This window comes from Mesorhizobium sp. M0815 (assembly GCF_040319995.1).
Taxonomy (GTDB): domain Bacteria; phylum Pseudomonadota; class Alphaproteobacteria; order Rhizobiales; family Rhizobiaceae; genus Mesorhizobium.
On record NZ_JAMYOU010000013.1, the window covers coordinates 104,988 to 124,061 of the forward strand.

Genomic DNA, 19,074 nt, shown 5'->3' on the forward strand with positions numbered 1-19,074 from the left:
GTGTGCTGCATTGTGATATGGGACCGGGGACCGTAGACTGACATAGTAGGCTGACACGGCCACTAGAACGAGGAGAACGGATGGGCGCCGGTGCCTTGACCCATGATGCCGACCTTCCGAGCGCCGACCGGCAACGATGGCTGGCGCTGGCGGAGAAGGCGCTGGCCGGCGGTTCCTTCGAGGAAAAGCTCGTCTCGCATACGGACGACGCCATCCGCATCGAGCCGCTCTACGAGCGTTCGGTGACCGTCGAGCCTGTCGTGCGCGCCAACCCTGGATCACCGTGGATCGTCAGCCAGCGTATCGACGATCCGGACATAGGCCGCGCCAGGGCGCAGGCGCTGGAAGACGTCGCGCAGGGTGCTACCGGACTGTCGCTTGTCTTCGAAGGCGCGCCGAACGCCTTCGGCTATGGCTTGCCGAGGACGGCCGAGGCGCTGGAGAGCGTGCTCGACGGCGTGCCGCTCAACCGCATCCAGATCCGCATCGATGCCCATCCCTGGAGCCGCGCCGTGGCCGACTGGCTAGTGGCGTTCTTGACCAAGCGCCGCTCCGACCCGGCAAAGCTCAACCTCTCCTTCGGCATCGATCCGGCGGCGATATTTGCCGGGACCGGCAGGCTGCGCATGTCGATCGAAGCTTTGCAGGCATCGATGCCGCAGTCGCTCGCACATTTCTTTTCGATGGGGGTGCCCGGCGTGCTGCTGGAAGCCGACGGGCGGGTGTTCCACAATGCCGGCGCAACCGAGGCGCAGGAGCTTGGCACGATGCTCGCCTCGGCAGTCTCCTATTTGAGGCTGTTCGAGAAGGCGCGCCAGCCGCTTGTCTATGCGGCGCCGCATATCGGTTTTGCGCTCAGCGTCGACCAGGACCAGTTCGTGTCGACGGCCAAGGTCAGGGCGTTGCGGAGACTGTGGGCGCGTGTCCAGGAGGCCTGCTCGATACCGCCCTCCACCGCCAGCATCCATGCCGAAACCTCCTTCAGGATGATGACGGCGGCCGACCCGGAAACCAACATCCTGCGCACCACCATCGCCGCTTTTGCCGCTGCCGCAGGCGGAGCGGATTCGATCGCCATCCTGCCGCACACCATCGCGCACGGCCTGCCCGCAGGTTTTGCCCGCCGCGTTGCCCGCAACGCGCAACTGATCATGGCCAATGAAAGCCACATCGACCACGTCGCCGATCCGGCTTGCGGTTCGGGCGCCGTCGAAGCCCTGACTGCGGAGCTCTGCGCGGCGGCCTGGCAGGAGTTCCAGCAGATCGAGGCGGAAGGCGGCGTGCTGTCCAGCCTCGAACAAGGCCACGTCCAGAGACGCGTGCAGGCAGCTTCCGCCCGCCGCAACGCTGCCTACCAGGCGGGCGAACGGGCGATCGTCGGCACGACGCTGCACCCGTCGAAAACCGAGCGTCCGGTCGAGACGCTGGCGGCGGAGCGGCGGCCAGCCTTCACCGAAGGCGTTGCGGTGTGCGAGCCGCTGTTTCCGATCCGCATCGATCAGTCGATCGGAGCCGTACCATGATCCCGGATTTCAGCCAGATCGGCTGGTCGCCGCCACGGCGGGCGCCGGTCGAGGTCAAAGGCCAGCGGATGACGCCGGAAGGCATCGCCGTCAAGCATCTCTACAACCAGGGCGATCTCAAGGGCTTGCCGCATCTCGATACCTATCCGGGCCTGCCGCCCTTCGTGCGCGGCCCCTATCCGACGATGTATGTCCAGCAACCCTGGACGATCCGGCAATATGCCGGCTTCTCGACGGCCGAAGAGTCCAACGCCTTCTACCGGCGCAACCTTGCCGCCGGCCAGAAAGGCCTGTCGGTCGCCTTCGATCTCGCCACGCATCGCGGCTACGACAGCGACCATCCGCGCGTCGCTGGCGATGTCGGAATGGCCGGCGTCGCCATCGATTCCATTCTCGACATGCGCCAGCTGTTCGAGGGCATCCCGCTTAACGAGATGACGGTATCGATGACGATGAACGGCGCGGTGCTGCCGATCATGGCGCTCTATATCGTGGCGGCGGAGGAACAGGGCGTCGCGCAGAAGGACCTCACTGGGACCATTCAGAACGACATCCTGAAAGAGTTCATGGTGCGCAACACCTACATCTATCCGCCCAAACCTTCGATGCGGATCGTGTCGGACATTTTTTCCTACACGTCGACGCATATGCCGAAGTTCAATTCGATCTCGATCTCCGGCTACCACATGCAGGAGGCGGGAGCGACGGCGGACCTCGAGCTCGCCTACACGATTGCCGACGGTATCGAATATGCCCGCGCCGGCGTCGCGGCCGGCCTCGACATCGACCGTTTCGCGCCGCGCCTCTCGTTTTTCTGGGCGATCGGCATGAATTTCTTCATGGAAGTCGCGAAGCTGAGAGCAGCGCGCCTTTTGTGGGCCAGCCTGATGCTGAAGAACTTTTCGCCGAAGGACGAGCGCTCGCTGTCGCTGCGCACCCATTGCCAGACTTCGGGCTGGTCGCTGACGGCGCAGGACCCCTACAACAACATCATCCGCACCATGATAGAGGCGATGGCGGCGACTCAAGGCCACACGCAGTCGCTGCACACCAATTCCTTCGACGAGGCAATGGCGCTGCCGACCGATCATTCGGCCCGCATCGCCCGCAACACACAGCTCATCCTGCAGAAGGAATCCGGCACGACCCGGAGCATCGACCCGTGGGGCGGCTCTGCCTATGTCGAGCGGCTGACGCATGATCTGGCGGCGCGCGCGCTTGCCCATATCGAGGAGGTCGAGAGCCTCGGGGGCATGGCCGCGGCGATCGAAAAGGGCCTACCGAAGCTGCGCATCGAAGAGGCTGCCGCGCGCACCCAGGCGCGCATCGATTCCGGCGAACAGATCGTGGTCGGCGTCAATGCCCACCGTCCCGGCACGGACATCGAAGTCGACGTGCTGAGGATCGACAACGCGGAAGTCAGGGCGCGGCAATTGTCGAAGCTGCAGCGGCTGAAAGGCACGCGTGACGTCGCCGCCGTCGAGAGCGCGCTCGATGCGCTGACCCGTGCTGCCGGGAGTAACGAAAACCTGCTGGAATTCGCCATCCGGGCGGCGCGCGCCAATGCCACGGTCGGCGAGATTTCGCTGGCGCTGGAAAAGGTCTTCGGCCGCCATGTCGCCTCGGTGCAGACGATCTCCGGCGTCTATCGCAACGCGCTTGGCGACAATCCGGTGGTCGACCGGTTGCAGGACAAGGTCGTAGCGTTCGAGGAGAAGTCCGGCGGCAAGCCGCGTATTCTGGTCGCCAAGATGGGGCAAGACGGCCATGATCGCGGCCAGAAAGTGATCGCCACCGCCTTTGCCGATCTCGGCTTCGACGTCACCGTTGGGCCGATGTTCCAGACGCCGGACGAGATCGCCAAGCTGGCGGTCGAGCATGACGTGCACATCGTCGGCGCCTCGTCGTTGGCGGCAGGCCATTTGACGCTCATTCCCGAACTCAAACAGGCGCTGAAGAAGCTCGGCCGCGACGACATGCTGATCGTCGCCGGCGGCGTCATTCCACCGAAGGATTACGATGCAGTCCGGCAGGCAGGCGCAGCGGAGATCTTCCCGCCCGGCACGGTCATCCCGGAAGCGGCGGAGCGGCTGATGGACCGGCTGCTGCAGGCGGGCTGACGCGTTGTTATAATGCCCGTTGCAACGACCGACACGCTGAGTTATAATCAGCGTTGCAACAGGATGTCTCACCATGAACACGACCATTCGCAAGATCGGCAATTCCGAAGGCGTGATCCTGCCGAGGGAGATTCTCGATCGTCTGAACCTGAAGGCCGGCGACCAGCTTCAAATCGTTGAAACAGGTGACGGTCTTGCGCTGAAGCCAGTGGACGACAGCTTCGAGCGGCAAATGAAAGCTGCCCGCGAGGTCATGGACAAATACAAGGTCGCGCTTCAGAAGCTCGCCGAATGAGCTGGGAGTTTCTGACGCGGCGTGCAGTCGAAGCGATGCACGCCGAGCAGTTGCGCCGACACGGCGGAGCACAAGGCTTGAGGGATGAAAATGCCATTGAATCGGCGCTCGCCCGTGCGGAGAACAAAGCCAACTACGGAGACCCGTCGGTTGAAGAACTCGCCGCCGTCTATGTCTTCGGCATCGCCCGAAATCATGCCTTTGTCGACGGCAACAAACGCACCGCCATTGTCGCTGCCGGCGCATTTCTGATTGTGAATGGTTATGCCCTGTCGGCCAATGACGGCATGCTTTACGAATTCGTCATGGGCGTCGCCGCCGGCGAAATCGACGAGGCCGGTGCCGCGGCGTTCTTCCGCGACCATGTCGTCAAGCTCGAAGACTAACTATCGGAGAGCTTGACGATCTCCCATTCCTTGCCGTTAACCACGGCAATTTCGCCGACCTTCTTGCCGAACAGCGCCATCGCCATCGGCGACATATGGGAAATTGACCCTTTGGCCGGGTTGGCCTCATCCTCGCCGACGATCTTCCAGTGCACCTTCTTGCCGTCGTCGCTCTCCAGTGTGACGCCCATACCGAAGCGAACCATGTCGCTGCCCGGTTCCGGCACCGAAAGCTCGGCGCTTTCACGCCGCGCCGTCCAATAGCGGAGATCACGCGACACCAGCGCGATGCGCTCGCGGTCGGCCCTCTTTTCGGCTCTGCCCAGTTCGTCGCGCAGAGCGGCCACCTCCGCATCGATCAGCGCCAGGCCGTGTTCCGTCACCAGATTGCGGTGATGGCTGATCGGCCGCTCGCCGATGCCGGCAATGGCGTTTTCGCTGTCTTCCTCGCGGGTGAAGGCCCTGCTCATCCGATGAACTTAGGCCCGGCGCGACGACTCCACAAGCCATAGCCGGCAAACCCGACCTCGGGGCCGATCCCGTCTGGCACGAATCCTGCCGCGTGAGCGTTGGACGCAAGGGATCTGTGCCGATGTTGAACAGAAGAACGCTGCTTACGCAGACCGCCGGCTTTGCCGTCATGGGGCTTTCGCTCGGCAAGGCAGCGGCGGAAAACCTGCACGGCATCGACAAAGCCGCGATGCGCGGGGCGATCAATGCGACCGATCTCGGCGTCCGGCCCGGCGCGCTTGAGGACCAGAGCAAGGCTTTCACCAAGCTGCTGCGCGAAGCGCACGTTCGCGACATGCCGGTGTTCCTGCCGCCGGGGACCTATATCGTTTCCAACCTGTCGCTGCCCGGCCGCGTGCGCCTGTCCGGCGTGGCGGGCGCATCGCGGATCGTCTATGGCGGCAACGGCCATCTCATCATGGCGGAACAGGCCGAGCATATCGTACTCAGTGGACTGGTGTTCGACGGCAGCAACCACTGGATGGGCGATTATACGCAAGGCCTGCTCGATCTGCGCCGCATCGCCCATCTCGTCGTCGACAATTGCCAGCTTACCGGCAGCGGCAAGAACGGTCTGGCGCTCGAACACGCCTCGGGCCGTATCGAACGCTCGGAGATATCCGATGCGGCCGATGCCGGCATCTATTCGGTCGAGGCCGATGGCCTGGAAATATCAGGCAATAGCGTCTCCGACTGCGCCAATGGCGGCATTCTGGTGCACCGCTGGCAGGCGGCGGAAGATGGTACCATCGTCAGCGGCAACCGCGTCGAACGCATCCAGGCGCGCAGCGGCGGAACCGGCCAGAACGGCAACGGCATCAATGCCTTCCGCGCCGGCAATGTCATCATCTCCGGCAATATTGTTTCGGATTGCGCGTTTTCGGCTATCCGCGCCAACAGTGCCAGCAATTTGCAGATCACCGGCAACACCTGCTCGCGCTCGGGCGAAACAGCCGTGTATTCCGAATTCTCATTCGAAGGCGCCATCATCAGCAACAACATCGTCGATAGTGCTGCGAACGGTATTTCGATCGTCAATTTCAACGAAGGCGGCCGCATGGGGGTCTGCTCCGGCAACATCGTCCGCAACCTGTCGACCAGCGGCCCCTACCCTGCCGATGCGCCCGGCTTCGGCGTCGGCATCAGCGTCGAGGCAGACACCACCGTTTCCGGCAATGTCGTTGAGAATGCGCCGCTCTACGGCATGCAGATCGGCTGGGGACCGTTCATGCGCAATGTGGTCGCCACGGGAAACGTCATCCGCAAGGCGGGGACCGGTATCGTCGTCACCGTGGTCGAAGGTGCCGGGACGGCAATCATCTCCGACAATGTCATCGACGGAGTCCAGAACGGCGCGATCGTCGGCCAGCGCTGGGCCGAGCCGGTGACCGGCGACCTCGCCGCGTCAGGCAATGCCGGCTATGCGCATTTGACCGTCGAGCGCAATCACGTCAGTTGAGGGCGGCGGTGGGCCGGAGCGCGCCGACTTTGGCGCCGATCCGGCTTTCGATAGGCGGATTTGCCTGTTCGATCAGCTTTGCCGCCAGCGGCTGGTCTGCGTGCAAAAGCTTTAACAGCACGGCCGCGAGCATGACTTCAGTTGCGCGGCCGGCGCCGTCGTCGCATTTCAGCGCGATGCCAAGGCCAAGCTCTGGAAGGGCGGCACAATGGACGCCCTCGGCGCCCCCCTTGGCAAAGATCCGGCCAGGCGCGGCCTCCATCATCGCGACGTCGGACCTGCCAGTGCCGGCGACGAAAAACGGCTCGGCCATGCAGGCGGAAAGCAGCCGCTTCGCCGCCCGGGCGCGCACCGGCTCGAAGCTGGCGCCTGTCGCCATGCGGGCAAAGCCAAGCGCAAAGCTGCGCAGCGGCACGGCATAGGTCGGAATCGAGCAACCGTCAGTGCCACGGTGATCGGCGTCATGGGCAGCACCGGTCACCGCCTGCATCGCTTCGCGCACCATCTCCTGCGAAGCATGGCCAGCCTTGACGTAACCGCGATGGGCGATGCCGCTGTGAACGCAGGTGCATAGGAAGCCTGAGTGCTTGCCGGAACAATTGTTGTGCAGCGCGTTCGGCACGCTGCCGGCGCGGGCAAGCGCCAGCGTCGCCCCATGGCTCGACGGCCAATGCGCGCCGCATTCGAGTGCCGTCTCGTCCAGGCCGGCCTTCGCCAGCATAGCCCTCGCGAGCTCGACATGTGGCGGCTCGCCGGAATGCGAGGCGCAGGCCAGTGCCAGCTCCCGGTCACCGAAGCCGTAGCCATCGGCAGCGCCGCTCTCGACCAGCGGCAACGCCTGGATCGCCTTGACCGCCGAACGCGGGAACACCGGTTGTGCCGTGTCGCCGATCTCCCAGACAGGCTTGCCGTCGGCGTCGAAGACGGCAACAGCGCCGCGATGCGCGCTCTCGACGATAGCGCCGCGCAAAACTTCGACCAGAACCGGATTTGTCATGAATTCCCCGCTAGCGCATGATCTCGAAACTCGGAATCAATTTTCGAAAAGGATCATGCGCAAAATCAAAGCGATATAGCGCCCTTTTGCGCGCGCGAAGCGGCGCGCGCGCTGTAATGCGGGGCCGCTTTTATCTGATCCGGTCGAGAATGGAAACGTAGTTGGCGACCGCCGCGCCGCCCATGTTGAAGATGCCGCCGAGCTTTGCTCCCGGCACCTGGATGCCGCCCGCCTCGCCGACGAGTTGCATGGCGGTAAGCACATGCATCGATACGCCGGTGGCACCGATCGGGTGGCCCTTGGCCTTCAGCCCGCCGGACGGATTGACCGGCAGCCTTCCGTCTTTCGCCGTATCGCCATCCAAGGCCAGCTTGGCGCCCTCGCCCGGCTTGGCCAGGCCCATCGCCTCATACTCGATCAGCTCGGCGATGGTGAAACAGTCATGCGTCTCGACGAAGGACAGGTCGCCGAGCGTCACGCCGGCCTGCTTCAGCGCCTGATTCCAGGCCTGCTCGCAACCTTCGAACGCGAGGATGTCGCGCTTCGACATCGGCAGGAAATCCTGCACATGCTCATTGGCGCGGAAGGCGACGGCGCGGCGCATCTTCAGCGCCGTCGCCGTGTCGGCGAGGACAAGGGCGGCGGCGCCGTCCGAAACCAGCGAGCAGTCTGTGCGCTTCAGCGGACCGGCGACGAAGGGGTTTTTTTCGCTTTCCTGCCGGCAGAACTCGTAGCCGAAATCCTTGCGCATCTGCGCGTAGGGATTGTCGACGCCGTTCTTATGGTTCTTGGCGGCGATCATCGCCAGCGCATCCGACTGGTCGCCGTAGCGCTGGAAATAGGCTTGAGCGATCTTGCCGAAGACGCCAGCGAAGCCTGCCGGCGTGTCACCATCCTCCGGCAGATACGAGGCCTTGAGCAGGTTCTTGCCGATCTCAGGACCGGGCGTCGTCGTCATCTGCTCGGCGCCGACCACCAGCACGATACGGGCGGCATTTGCGTCGATGGCGCGGATGCCTTGCCTGACCGCCGCCGAGCCGGTGGCGCAGGCGTTCTCGACGCGGGTCGCCGGCTTGAAGCGCAGCCGGTCGTCTGCCTGGAGGACCAGGCTCGCGGTGAAATCCTGGGCGGAAAACCCGGCGTTGAAGTGGCCGAGCACGATCTCGTCGACGTCATCTGGACCGATGCCGGCATGATCGAGCGCCTCGACCGCCACCTTGGTGATCAGGCCCTCCAGCGTCTCGCCTTCGAGCTTGCCGAAGCGCGAATGCGCCCAACCGACGATGCATGCTGTCATGGCGATCTCCATCCTGCAGGCCCGGCTGCGCGATGTCGCGGCCGCTCGGCATTGTTCAAGGATGAACCGTTCCGCCGGTTTCGTGAAGGGGCCAGAACCGCACAATCGCTTGATCTTGATATCTGGTCATAACGCCTGGCATTTGCCAGCAAATCAGGCTGAATTTTTTGTTGATTGATGCGTCAATAAAAAATAAACTTACCCAACAGGCTGGAGCAAGAATGCCGAAACTCGGAATGGAGCCGTTGCGCCGCAAGGCGCTCATCGACGCAACGATCTCGGCGATCGGCGAGCGCGGTTCGCTTGATGTCACGATGTCGGAAATCGCCGGGCGCGCCGGCGTGTCCTCGGCGCTTGCCCACCATTATTTCGGCGCCAAGGACGAATTGCTGTTGGCGACGATGCGGCACATCCTGAGCGGGCTCACCGCCGATACGCGGCGCGCGCTTCGCACGGCCGGCACGGCGCGCCAGCGCGTCTCGGCAGTGGTCGCGGTCAATTTCTCCGACGTCCAGTTCCAGCCGGAAACGATCGCCGCCTGGCTCGCCTTCTATGTCGAGGCGCAGAAATCGGCAGCACTTCGCCGGCTGCTCAAGGTCTATGCACGGCGGCTGCATTCCAATCTGCTTAGCGGGCTGACCGGTATCCTGCCGAGAAGCGAGGCCGACCGGGTTGCCGAAGCGACGGCGGCGCTGATCGACGGGCTCTATATCAGGCGCGCGCTGAAGGACGGCGTGCCCGATGCCGCGACCGCGATCGCACTGGTTGAGGACTATCTCGAAATGAAGCTTAGCGGACGGCAGAAGCAGTGACATCCAAGCGACCCAACATCCTGATCGTCATGGTCGATCAGCTCAACGGAACGCTGTTTCCAGACGGGCCGGCAGACTTCCTGCACGCGCCACATCTGAAGGCGCTCGCCGCGCGTTCGGCGCGTTTTTGCAACAACTACACCGCCTCGCCGCTCTGCGCGCCGGGCCGCGCCGCATTCATGAGCGGCCAATTGTCGTCACGCACCGGGGTCTATGACAACGCCGCCGAATTCACCTCGTCGATCCCGACCTTTGCCCATCATCTGCGCGCCGCCGGCTATCACACCTGCCTCTCTGGCAAGATGCATTTCGTCGGGCCGGACCAGTTGCACGGCTTCGAGGAACGGCTGACCACCGACATCTATCCGGCCGATTTCGGCTGGACGCCGGACTATCGCAAGCCCCGCGAGCGGATCGACTGGTGGTATCACAATCTGGGCTCAGTGAGCGGTGCCGGAACTGCCGAAATCACCAACCAGCTGGAGTATGACGACGAGGTCGCCTTCCATGCGGTGCAGAAGCTCTACGATCTTGCCCGCGTCTCCGACGACGTCGCACATCGGCCCTGGTGCTTGACGGTTTCCTTCACCCATCCGCACGATCCCTACGTCGCACGGCGGCGCTACTGGGACCTCTACGAGGATTGCCCGGCGCTCGAGCCCGAGATCGGCTTCATTCCCTACGACAGGCAGGACCCGCATTCGCAGCGGCTCTACCGCGCCAGCGACTATGATAGCTTTGACATCACCGCGGAGCAGATCCGCCGCGCGCGGCGCGGCTATTTCGCCAATATCTCCTATCTCGACGACAAGCTCGGCGAGTTGCTGTCGGTGCTCGAGCGCACGCACATGCTCGACGACACGGTCATCCTGTTCTGCTCGGACCACGGCGACATGCTCGGCGAGCGCGGCCTGTGGTTCAAGATGTGCTTCTTCGAAGGTTCGGCGCGGGTGCCGCTGATGATCGCCGGCAAGAGCATACGCACCGGGCTGATCGACACGCCGGTCTCCAACCTCGACGTGACGCCGACGCTTTGCGATCTCGCCGGCATCGACATCAGCGCGATTGCGCCGTGGACCGACGGCCAGTCGCTACTGCCGCTGCTGAACGGAAGGAAACGCTCCGCGCCGGTGCTGATGGAATATGCAGCCGAAGGCTCGAACGCGCCGATGGTGGCGATGCGCGAGGGCCGCTACAAATTCATCCATTGCGAGATCGATCCGCCGCAACTGTTTGATCTTGAATCGGATCCGCTGGAATTGACCAACCTCGCCGCCGATCCGGCCAATGCGGCTTTGGTCGCGGCTTTCACCGGCAAGGTGCGGGAGCGCTGGGACATGGCGGCGTTCGATGCCGCGGTGCGTGCCAGCCAGGCACGCCGCTGGGTGGTCTACCCGGCGCTGCGCAACGGCACCCACTACCCTTGGGAATTCCAGCCGCTGCAGAAAGCATCGGAGCGCTACATGCGCAATCACATGAACCTCGACCTGCTCGAAGAGCAGAAGCGCTTTCCGCGAGGCAAATGATGGCAGACAGTCTCGTCCCCTCGCTCGACCATCTCAGGCAGGCCTATGCCGCCACCTCCAAGGCGACGCAGATCACGCCGCTGCTGGAATCGGCGGCACTCGCCCGCGAGACCGGCGCCGCCCGCTTCTTCGTCAAGGCCGAGTCGCTGCAATGGGCAGGATCGTTCAAGGTGCGCGGCGCCTACTGGCGGCTGAAGCGGCTGTCGCCTGACGAAGCCAAAAAGGGCGTCGTCGCCTATTCCTCCGGCAATTTCGCGCAAGGGCTGGCGGCGGCGGGCCAGGCGCTCGGCATTCCTGTCACCATCGTCATGCCGATCGACGCGCCGGCCGCCAAGCGCGACGCCACATCGGGCTACGGCGCGCACGTCGTGCTGACCGACCATGGCGAGCGCGCGCGTGAGGAAGTCGCTGCCGCCAGGGCGCGCGAGATCGCCGCGAGCGAAGGCCTGGCGCTGCTGCACCCGTTCGACGATCCGGAGATCGTCGCCGGCCAGGCCGGTGCCGGGCTGGAGGCACTCGACCAGCTCGCCGCCAGGCAAACCGAGGCCGATCTCTTGTTCTGCTCGGTCGGCGGCGGCGGCCTGATCGGCGGTGTTTCGCTGGCCTTCCACTACCTGTCGCCAGCCACGAAGATCATCGGCGTCGAGCCGGAAGGTTTTGACGGCATGGGCTCGTCGCTGGCACATGGCGCCATCGAAACCATGCCGATCGGGCCGAAATCGATCTGCGACGGGCTGATGTCGCGGCGGCCTGGCGACGCGCCGTTCGCAGCGGTGAAGACCGCCGGCGTTCGCGGCGTCACCGTCGACGATGCTTCGGTGCGGCGCGCTATGCGGATCGCCTTCGAGCGGCTGAAGCTGGTGCTCGAGCCTTCGGGCGCTGCTTCACTCGCGGCGTTGCTCGGCGGCAAGGTCGACGTGACCGGCAAGACCGTTCTCGTAGTGGCAACCGGCGGCAACGTCTCGCTGGCCGATTTCATTGCGCATATGAACCATGGGCGCGCATGAACCATGCTTGAAGCGGATTTCGTCATCATCGGCTCCGGCTCGGCCGGCTCGGCCATGGCCTACCGGCTGTCGGAGGACGGCAAGCATTCCGTGATCGTCATCGAATATGGCGGCAGCGATATCGGGCCGCTGATCCAGATGCCGTCGGCGCTGTCGATCCCGCTCAACATGAGCCTCTACGACTGGGGCTTTGCCAGCGAGCCGGAGCCGCATCTCGGCGGCCGCGTGCTGGCAACGCCTCGCGGCAAGGTCATCGGCGGCTCATCCTCGATCAACGGCATGGTCTATGTGCGCGGCCATGCCCGCGACTTCGACCATTGGGCCGAACAGGGCGCGGCCGGCTGGGGCTTCGCAGACGTGCTCCCGTACTTCAAGCGAATGGAGGACAGCAATGGCGGCGAGAATGGCTGGCGCGGCCATGGCGGCCCGCTGACTGTGCAGCGCGGCTCGCGGACCAATCCACTCTACGGCGCCTTTGTCGAGGCAGGCCGTCAGGCCGGTTTCGAGCTAACCGATGATTACAATGGCGCGAAGCAGGAAGGTTTTGGGCCGATGGAGCAGACCATTCGTGGCGGTCGCCGCTGGTCGGCGGCGAGCGCCTATCTCAGGCCGGCACTCAGGCGGAAAAATGTCAGCTTGGTCAAGGGGTTCGCCCGACGGGTAATCATCGAGAATCAACGCGCCACCGGAGTCGAGATCGAAGCGCGCAAGCGGATTCAGGTGATCAGAGCGCGGCGTGAGGTGATCGTTGCCGCGTCCTCGATCAACTCGCCCAAGATCCTGATGCTGTCCGGCATCGGCCCCGGCCAGCACCTCAAAGAGAACGGCATTCCGGTGATTGTCGACCGGCCCGGCGTCGGCCGCAATCTGCAGGACCACATGGAACTCTACATCCAGCAGGAATCGACAAAGCCGATCACGCTGAACTCCATCTTGAACCCGTTCTCGAAGGCATTGATCGGCGCGCAGTGGCTGTTCTTCAAGTCCGGCCTCGGCGCCACCAATCATTTCGAGGCGGCCGCCTTTGTGCGCTCGCGCGCCGGCGTCGATTATCCCGATATCCAGTATCACTTCATACCGGCAGCAGTCCGCTATGACGGCAAGGCGGCGGCGAAGGCGCATGGCTTCCAGGCGCATGTCGGGCCGATGCGGTCGAAGTCGCGCGGTTCGGTCACGCTGCGCTCGCCCGATCCCAAATCGAAGCCGGTGATCCGCTTCAACTACATGTCGCATCCGGACGACTGGACGGAGTTCCGCCACTGCATCCGGCTGACCCGTGAGATCTTCGGGCAAGCGGCCTTCGATCCTTACCGCGGCAAGGAACTGTCGCCGGGTTCGCACGTACAATCGGACGACGAGCTCGACGCCTTCATCCGCGACCACGCCGAAAGCGCCTATCACCCTTGCGGCACCTGCAAGATGGGCCGTGCCGACGATGCGATGAGCGTCGTCGATCCGGAATGCCGCGTCATCGGCGTCGAAGGGCTGCGGGTCGCCGATTCCTCGATCTTCCCGCGCGTCACCAATGGCAATCTCAACGCGCCGTCGATCATGACTGGCGAGAAGGCCGCCGACCACGTTCTCGGGCGCTCGCCGCTGGCGCCGTCCAACCAGGAACCATGGATCAATCCGCGCTGGCAGGCGTCGGACAGATAGGCCATGATCCGGCGGACGCACATTCCGCCTGCCGCGAAAGACGATTGGAGAACAGTCATGCGCGCCCAGCCAACGGCATCGCATTATGTCAATGGCCGCTATATCGACGACGAGCGCGGCGCGCCGCTGCCGGTCATCTATCCGGCGACCGGCGAGACCATTGCCATGCTGCGCTCGGCGACGCCGAACGTGCTTGAACTCGCGATCGAAGCCGCGCGTGCGGCACAGCCGGCCTGGGCACGGCTGAAGCCGGTCGAGCGCGGCCGCATACTGCGCCGTGCCGCCGACATTTTGCGCGCCCGCAATGCCGATTTGGCGCGTATCGAGACGCTCGACACCGGCAAGCCGATCCAGGAGACGCTGGTTGCGGACGCCCCTTCGGCGGCGGATTGCCTCGAATATTTCGGCGGCGCGGTCGCCGCCTTTAATGGCGAGGCCGTCGATCTCGGCGGTCCCTTTGCCTATACCAGGCGCGAGGCGCTCGGCGTCTGCGTCGGCATCGGCGCGTGGAACTACCCGATCCAGATCGCCGGCTGGAAATCCGCACCCGCCCTCGCCATGGGCAATGCGATGGTGTTCAAACCGTCGGAAAACACGCCGCTTTCAGCGCTGGCGCTCGCCGAAATCTACACCGAGGCCGGGCTGCCCGACGGGCTGTTCAATGTCGTGCAAGGTTTTGGCGATGTCGGCGCCGGCCTTGTCGGCCATGAGGTCGTCGCCAAAGTCTCGGTGACCGGCTCAGTGCCGACCGGCCGCAAGGTGCTGTCGCTCGCCGGCTCGAAGATGAAGCACGCGACGATGGAGCTCGGCGGCAAGTCGCCGCTGATCGTCTTCGAAGACGCCAACCTCGAAAACGCCATCGGCGGCGCGATGCTCGGCAATTTCTATTCGACCGGTCAGATCTGCTCCAACGGCACACGGGTCTTCGTGCAGCGCAGCATCCATGACCGTTTCGTCGAAAGGCTGACCGAGCGGACCAAGAAAATCCGCATCGGCGACCCGCTCGACCAGGACACGCAGATGGGGCCGCTGGTCTCGAAGGCGCAGCACGACAAGGTCGTCTCATACATCGAGGCCGGCAAGCAGGATGGTGCGGTGCTCGCCTGCGGCGGCAATGTGCCTACGCTGCAGGGTTTTCAGGGCGGCTTCTTCGTCGAGCCGACGGTGTTCACCGGTGTCACCGACACGATGCGCATCGCCCGCGAGGAGATTTTCGGGCCTGTCATGAGCGTGCTGAAGTTCGACAGCGAGGACGAGGTGATCGAGCGCGCCAACGACACCGAATTCGGCCTCGCTGCAGGCGTGTTCACGCGCGACCTGGCGCGCGCCCACCGTGTCATCGCCGAATTGCAGGCCGGCACCTGCTGGATCAACGCCTACAATCTGACGCCGGTCGAAATCCCGTTCGGCGGCTTCAAGCAGTCCGGCATCGGCCGCGAGAATTCGCTCGCGGCATTGGCACTCTATTCGCAGCTAAAGTCGGTCTACGTCGAGACCGGTGATGTCGCCAGCCCGTACTGATCCTTGCGGGCCGTACCGTCCAGATACTGCGTCAGCGCACAGACCAGATGGTAGAAGATGCTGGCCGGCACCTCGCTTGCCAGCGAGCGGCCACGCTCGTCGATGCGGTCGATCCACAGGCCGAGCGGTGCCGGATTGATGTGCCAGCGGAACAGCCGGCCGACACGCGCCTCGATTTCCGGCTTCAGGTCGGGACCGCCCGAGCCGTCCAGCGCGATCGCTGCCTTGATTGCTTCGGCCTGCGGCCAACTGCGCGAGACGCGGTCGAGCGGCAGCCCTTGCCGCGAGACGGCGCCGTAGGCGAGGCCTGTGGCGCGGTTCAGGCCATTGGCAATCGCCGACGCGTAGAGTTTCCTGGCGAGGCCGGTCAAGCCGCTTTGGCCGCTGCGGCCCGCGAAGTCGACCAGCAGCGAGGCCCATTCGAAATGATGGCCCGGTTCGGTCCACGTGCCTTTCTCGCCAGGGGCTGGCCGCCATTCATTGTCGAAATACTCACCCAGCGTCCAGCTTTCCGGGTCGAAGAAATGGCTGCGGAACAGATCGACGATGCGCGCGGCGCGGCGAAGATAGGCGCGCTCGCCGGTCGCCTGATGCCAGGCCAAAAACGCCTCGAGCAGATGCATGTGCGGGTTGGAGCGGCGTTCGCCCTCGCCGCTCGAGGTCTCGCGGAAGCCGGTCAGGCGTTCGTCCTCGAGATGCGCGTCGATGAACGCAAAGGTCTCCTCGCCAAGCCGCAATGCATCCGGATTGCCGCACATATGGGCATGCGCCAGCGCCAGAAGCACGCAGGAATGGTCATAGGCATCCTCGGCGGCATCGGCGACGGTGCCGTCGACGTTGAGCGTGCGCACCCAGCCGCCATTATCGGTGCGGCCGTTCCTGGCCATGAATTCGAGGCCGTGGCTAATCAGCCGATCGGCCGGGCCGTTCCAGCCGCGCGCCTTGGCGACGGCGAAGGCATAGATCTGCCTGGCCTGCGTGCGCATGCGCTTGGGTTTCATCAGCGGGGTGGCGTCGAAACCGAGCGCCTCATGGAACCCGCCATGGCGCTCATCGACGCCGATCGTCGACCACAGCGGCACCGTCTCCTCGAACAGCCAATGGTGCACGCGGCGTTGCCAGGCGCCGCTTTCGATGACGCGATCGTCGGCGGGCGTGAACCTGGTCTCCAGGCGGCCGCTCTTTTCGAGCTGCTCGACGATCTTCTTGACGTTCTGGCTGTGGCTGACCGGCGCGACGAAAGTGGCGTCGGCGGTCGAGACGATGGCGACGTCCTTCAGGCCAATGGCCGACAGCAGGCGGCCGTCGCTGCGGATATAGGAGTTCTCGCAATCGATGGCGACGACGTCGCCGACAATGACGTTGCCCTGCTTGTCGGACGGCCCGACATCGAGCAGCGATTGCCAGGAACCGAGATCGTTCCAGCGAAAGCCGGCCGGCACCATGGCGATGCCGCTGGCGCGCTCCATGATCGCATAGTCGATCGATGTCGAAGGGATGGCGGCATAGAGCTCCAGAGGCATGTAGAGGCCGGAAAGATCCGATGTCGCAGCCTGGTAGGCAGCCTCTGTGGCGCTCCAGATGTCTGGCTGGAAAGCCATGAACGCGTCGCGCATGGCACTGGCGCGAAACAGGAAGATGCCGGTGTTCCAGTAGAAATTGCCGGCCTCAAGATAGCTCTGCGCGGTGGCGAGATCGGGTTTTTCGACGAAACGCGAGACATCGCAGATGCCATCGCGCTCGCCGGCCACCTCGATGTAGCCATACCCGGTCTCCGGTTGGGTGGGCTTGATGCCGAACACCACCAGCCTGCCTTCGCGCGCCGCCGCCGTGCCGGCCTCGACGCTCCGCCAGAATTGCTGCGCGGTCGCGATCTCATGGTCGGACGGCACCACCAGCACCAGGCTGTCGCCGAATTCGGACAAAGTGCGCAGGCTTGCCAAAGCGACGGCCGCGGCAGTGTTGCGTCCGGTCGGCTCGAACAGCGGGCCGCCGCCGGAAAGCTCGTGGCCGGCAATGTCGGCATGAACGCGGTCGGCGTGCCTTTCCGAGGCAATCAGGAAAACCGGCGTTTCGCCTTCCGGCCGCGCAGTCAGCCGGCGTAGCGTCTTGGCCAGCATCGAGCCGTCGCCGGAGAAATCATGGAACTGCTTGGGATTGTCCTCGCGCGACAGCGGCCACAGCCGCGAGCCGATGCCGCCGCTCATCACAAAACTGACGATCCGTTCGGTCATGAAAATAAGTCCCGCTCAAAAGGTCTGATTGTAGGCGCCGACTTCCGGGCTGCGGCGCAGCACCGCGTCGACGGCTTCGAACATCTGGCGACGCCGCTCGGACGATACCGGGCTTTCGACCACCACCACAAGCTCCGGCTTGTTCGATGATGCCCGCACCAGCCCCCAAGTACCATCCTCCGCCACGACCCTGACGCCGTTGACGGTGATCAGCTCGGCGATCTTCTGGCCGGCGAAGACTGCGCCCTCGTCCTTCATCTTGCGAACATCGCCTACGACCCGCTCGACGACGCCGTATTTGAGCTCGTCGGCGCAGTGTGGCGACATGGTCGGCGTGCCGAACGTCAGCGGCAGATCGCGGTAGAGGTCGGCCATGCTGCTTTGCGGGCTGCGATCCAGCATCTGGCATATAGCAATGGCCGTGACCAGGCCATCGTCATAACCGCGGCCAATCGGCGGATTGAAGAAGAAGTGGCCCGATTTCTCAAAACCGGCGACAGCGCCGAGTTCGGCGACGCGCCGTTTGATGTAGGAATGACCGGTTTTCCAATAGTCGGTGACCGCGCCATTTTCCCGCAACACCTTGTCGGTCATGAACAATCCGGTCGACTTGACGTCGACGACGAAAGTCGAGCCGGGATAGAGGTGTGAGATGTCGCGCGCAAGCATGACGCCGACCTTGTCGGCGAAGATCTCGTTGCCTTCATTGTCGACCACGCCGCAGCGGTCGCCGTCGCCGTCGAAGCCGAGCCCGACATCGGCGCCAGTTTCCAGCACCTTGTCGCGAATGGCGTGCAGCATCTTCATGTCTTCGGGGTTGGGATTGTAATTCGGAAACGTATGATCGAGCGCGACGTCGAGCGGAATCACCTCGCAGCCGATCCTTTCCAGTGCCTCGGGAGCGAAAGCCCCGGCGGTGCCGTTGCCGCAGGCGGCCACCACCTTGAGCTTCCTCGAGATACGCTTTCCCGCTGTCAGATCGTCGAGGTAGGTTTTGCGGAAATCCGCAACGAAGTCATAGGAGCCGCCACCGACAAGGTCGAAATCGCCTGAGAGCACGATCGCCTTCAGCGCGCTCATCTCCTCCGTACCAAAAGTCAGCGGGCGCGCCGCGCCCATCTTGACGCCGGTCCAGCCATTCTCGTTATGCGAGGCGGTGACCATGGCGACGGACGGCGTGTCGAGCGCGAATTGGGCGAAATAGGCCATCGGCGACAAGGCCAGCCCGACATCCTTGACCCGCGCGCCGGCGGCCATCAGCCCGGAAACCAGCGCCAGCTTGATGGCAAGCGAATAAGAGCGGAAATCGTGACCGGTGACGATGTCGGGTCCGGCACCCAGACGGCGGATCAGCGTGCCGAGCCCCATGCCGAGCGCCTGGACGCCGATCAGATTGAGCTCCGGCGGCTCGTTCGAACCGGGATGGCCAAACCACCAGCGCGCATCATATTCGCGAAACCCGGATGGCTTGATCAACGCCGAGGTTTCGAACTCAAAAGTGTTTGGTTTGACATCGCTAACGATCTTCATCGACAAGGCTGCAACTCCAGGCGGCTGAATCAGATGCTTCGAGGCAAGTGGACGGTTACCTAGAAGCCCCTTTAAGCCGTGTTTGTGCGACAGGAAACTGAAACCTGTATGACGTAGCGGCTAAAGCGAAAGAAATGCGACGGAAGCGCTGCCATTGGCGCTTGCAGTAACCAAATGCGGCGGCTATAAGCCCGCGGTCTG

General features: G+C 64.0%; 16 protein-coding genes. 11 read left to right on the top strand and 5 right to left on the bottom strand.

Translation table 11 applies throughout. The features are described 5' to 3' along the window. Positions 1-80: 80 nt before the first annotated feature. The 4 genes from NKI01_RS16535 (at position 81) to NKI01_RS16550 (ending at position 4,324) form a co-directional block, all read left to right on the top strand. Positions 81-1,523 carry a methylmalonyl-CoA mutase subunit beta gene (locus NKI01_RS16535; protein ID WP_352963927.1) on the top strand — a complete coding sequence of 481 codons (1,443 nt, stop codon included), beginning with the start codon at positions 81-83 and terminating at the stop codon, positions 1,521-1,523. After that, on the top strand, positions 1,520-3,643 hold the full coding sequence (scpA, locus tag NKI01_RS16540; protein WP_352963930.1) for a methylmalonyl-CoA mutase: 2,124 nt from the start codon (positions 1,520-1,522) through the stop codon (positions 3,641-3,643). Before NKI01_RS16535 ends, scpA begins: the two co-directional genes overlap by 4 nt. 73 nt (positions 3,644-3,716) lie before the next feature. Continuing rightward, positions 3,717-3,938: an AbrB/MazE/SpoVT family DNA-binding domain-containing protein gene (locus NKI01_RS16545; protein WP_023718425.1), complete on the top strand. Its 222-nt coding sequence runs from the start codon at positions 3,717-3,719 to the stop codon at positions 3,936-3,938. Further along, positions 3,935-4,324 (top strand): type II toxin-antitoxin system death-on-curing family toxin, encoded by a 390-nt coding sequence (locus tag NKI01_RS16550; RefSeq protein WP_023718426.1) that lies wholly within the window; start codon positions 3,935-3,937, stop codon positions 4,322-4,324. Before NKI01_RS16545 ends, NKI01_RS16550 begins: the two co-directional genes overlap by 4 nt. On the opposite strand, the gene NKI01_RS16555 is transcribed toward NKI01_RS16550, so the two are convergent. Then, complete coding sequence (locus NKI01_RS16555; RefSeq protein WP_023718427.1) at positions 4,321-4,794, bottom strand: GreA/GreB family elongation factor; 474 nt, start codon at positions 4,792-4,794, stop codon at positions 4,321-4,323. The genes NKI01_RS16550 and NKI01_RS16555 overlap by 4 nt on opposite strands. 122 nt (positions 4,795-4,916) lie before the next feature. Here NKI01_RS16555 and NKI01_RS16560 point away from each other — a divergent pair, with 122 nt between their 5' ends. Then, on the top strand, positions 4,917-6,293 hold the full coding sequence (locus tag NKI01_RS16560) for a TIGR03808 family TAT-translocated repetitive protein (protein WP_023718428.1): 1,377 nt from the start codon (positions 4,917-4,919) through the stop codon (positions 6,291-6,293). Here the strand turns inward: NKI01_RS16560 and NKI01_RS16565 are convergent. Both NKI01_RS16565 and NKI01_RS16570 read right to left on the bottom strand, forming a co-directional pair. Beyond that, positions 6,286-7,290 carry an asparaginase gene (locus tag NKI01_RS16565; RefSeq protein WP_023718429.1) on the bottom strand — a complete coding sequence of 335 codons (1,005 nt, stop codon included), beginning with the start codon at positions 7,288-7,290 and terminating at the stop codon, positions 6,286-6,288. The genes NKI01_RS16560 and NKI01_RS16565 overlap by 8 nt on opposite strands. 130 nt (positions 7,291-7,420) lie before the next feature. Then, positions 7,421-8,587, bottom strand: a complete 1,167-nt coding sequence (locus NKI01_RS16570) for an acetyl-CoA acetyltransferase (RefSeq protein ID WP_352483649.1) — start codon at positions 8,585-8,587, stop codon at positions 7,421-7,423. Between NKI01_RS16570 and NKI01_RS16575 the strand changes: the two genes are divergently transcribed. The 6 genes from NKI01_RS16575 to betB are packed head-to-tail and all read left to right on the top strand — an operon-like array spanning position 8,586 to position 15,109. Beyond that, positions 8,586-8,765, top strand: coding sequence for a hypothetical protein (locus tag NKI01_RS16575; protein WP_352483650.1), 180 nt, complete (start codon positions 8,586-8,588; stop codon positions 8,763-8,765). The two genes, NKI01_RS16570 and NKI01_RS16575, sit on opposite strands and share 2 nt — an antisense overlap. 43 nt (positions 8,766-8,808) lie before the next feature. Then, positions 8,809-9,399 (top strand): choline-binding transcriptional repressor BetI, encoded by a 591-nt coding sequence (gene betI / locus NKI01_RS16580; protein ID WP_023718431.1) that lies wholly within the window; start codon positions 8,809-8,811, stop codon positions 9,397-9,399. After that, positions 9,396-10,925 (top strand): choline-sulfatase, encoded by a 1,530-nt coding sequence (gene betC, locus NKI01_RS16585; protein ID WP_352963932.1) that lies wholly within the window; start codon positions 9,396-9,398, stop codon positions 10,923-10,925. The genes betI and betC overlap by 4 nt, the downstream gene beginning before the upstream one ends. After that, the gene (locus NKI01_RS16590; RefSeq protein WP_023718433.1) at positions 10,925-11,932 is read left to right on the top strand and encodes a threonine/serine dehydratase family protein; all 1,008 of its coding nucleotides are present in this window, start codon (positions 10,925-10,927) and stop codon (positions 11,930-11,932) included. The genes betC and NKI01_RS16590 overlap by 1 nt, the downstream gene beginning before the upstream one ends. A gap of 3 nt (positions 11,933-11,935) precedes the next feature. Further along, positions 11,936-13,588 (top strand): choline dehydrogenase, encoded by a 1,653-nt coding sequence (gene betA, locus NKI01_RS16595; protein ID WP_023718434.1) that lies wholly within the window; start codon positions 11,936-11,938, stop codon positions 13,586-13,588. A 57-nt stretch (positions 13,589-13,645) separates the two neighbouring features. Beyond that, on the top strand, positions 13,646-15,109 hold the full coding sequence (betB, locus tag NKI01_RS16600; protein ID WP_352963934.1) for a betaine-aldehyde dehydrogenase: 1,464 nt from the start codon (positions 13,646-13,648) through the stop codon (positions 15,107-15,109). Here betB and NKI01_RS16605 read toward each other — a convergent pair. Both NKI01_RS16605 and NKI01_RS16610 read right to left on the bottom strand, forming a co-directional pair. After that, positions 15,073-17,343, bottom strand: coding sequence for an AGE family epimerase/isomerase (locus NKI01_RS16605; protein WP_023718436.1), 2,271 nt, complete (start codon positions 17,341-17,343; stop codon positions 15,073-15,075). The genes betB and NKI01_RS16605 overlap by 37 nt on opposite strands. 15 nt (positions 17,344-17,358) lie before the next feature. Then, on the bottom strand, positions 17,359-18,873 hold the full coding sequence (locus NKI01_RS16610; protein ID WP_502899438.1) for a phosphomannomutase/phosphoglucomutase: 1,515 nt from the start codon (positions 18,871-18,873) through the stop codon (positions 17,359-17,361). Positions 18,874-19,074: the final 201 nt, after the last annotated feature.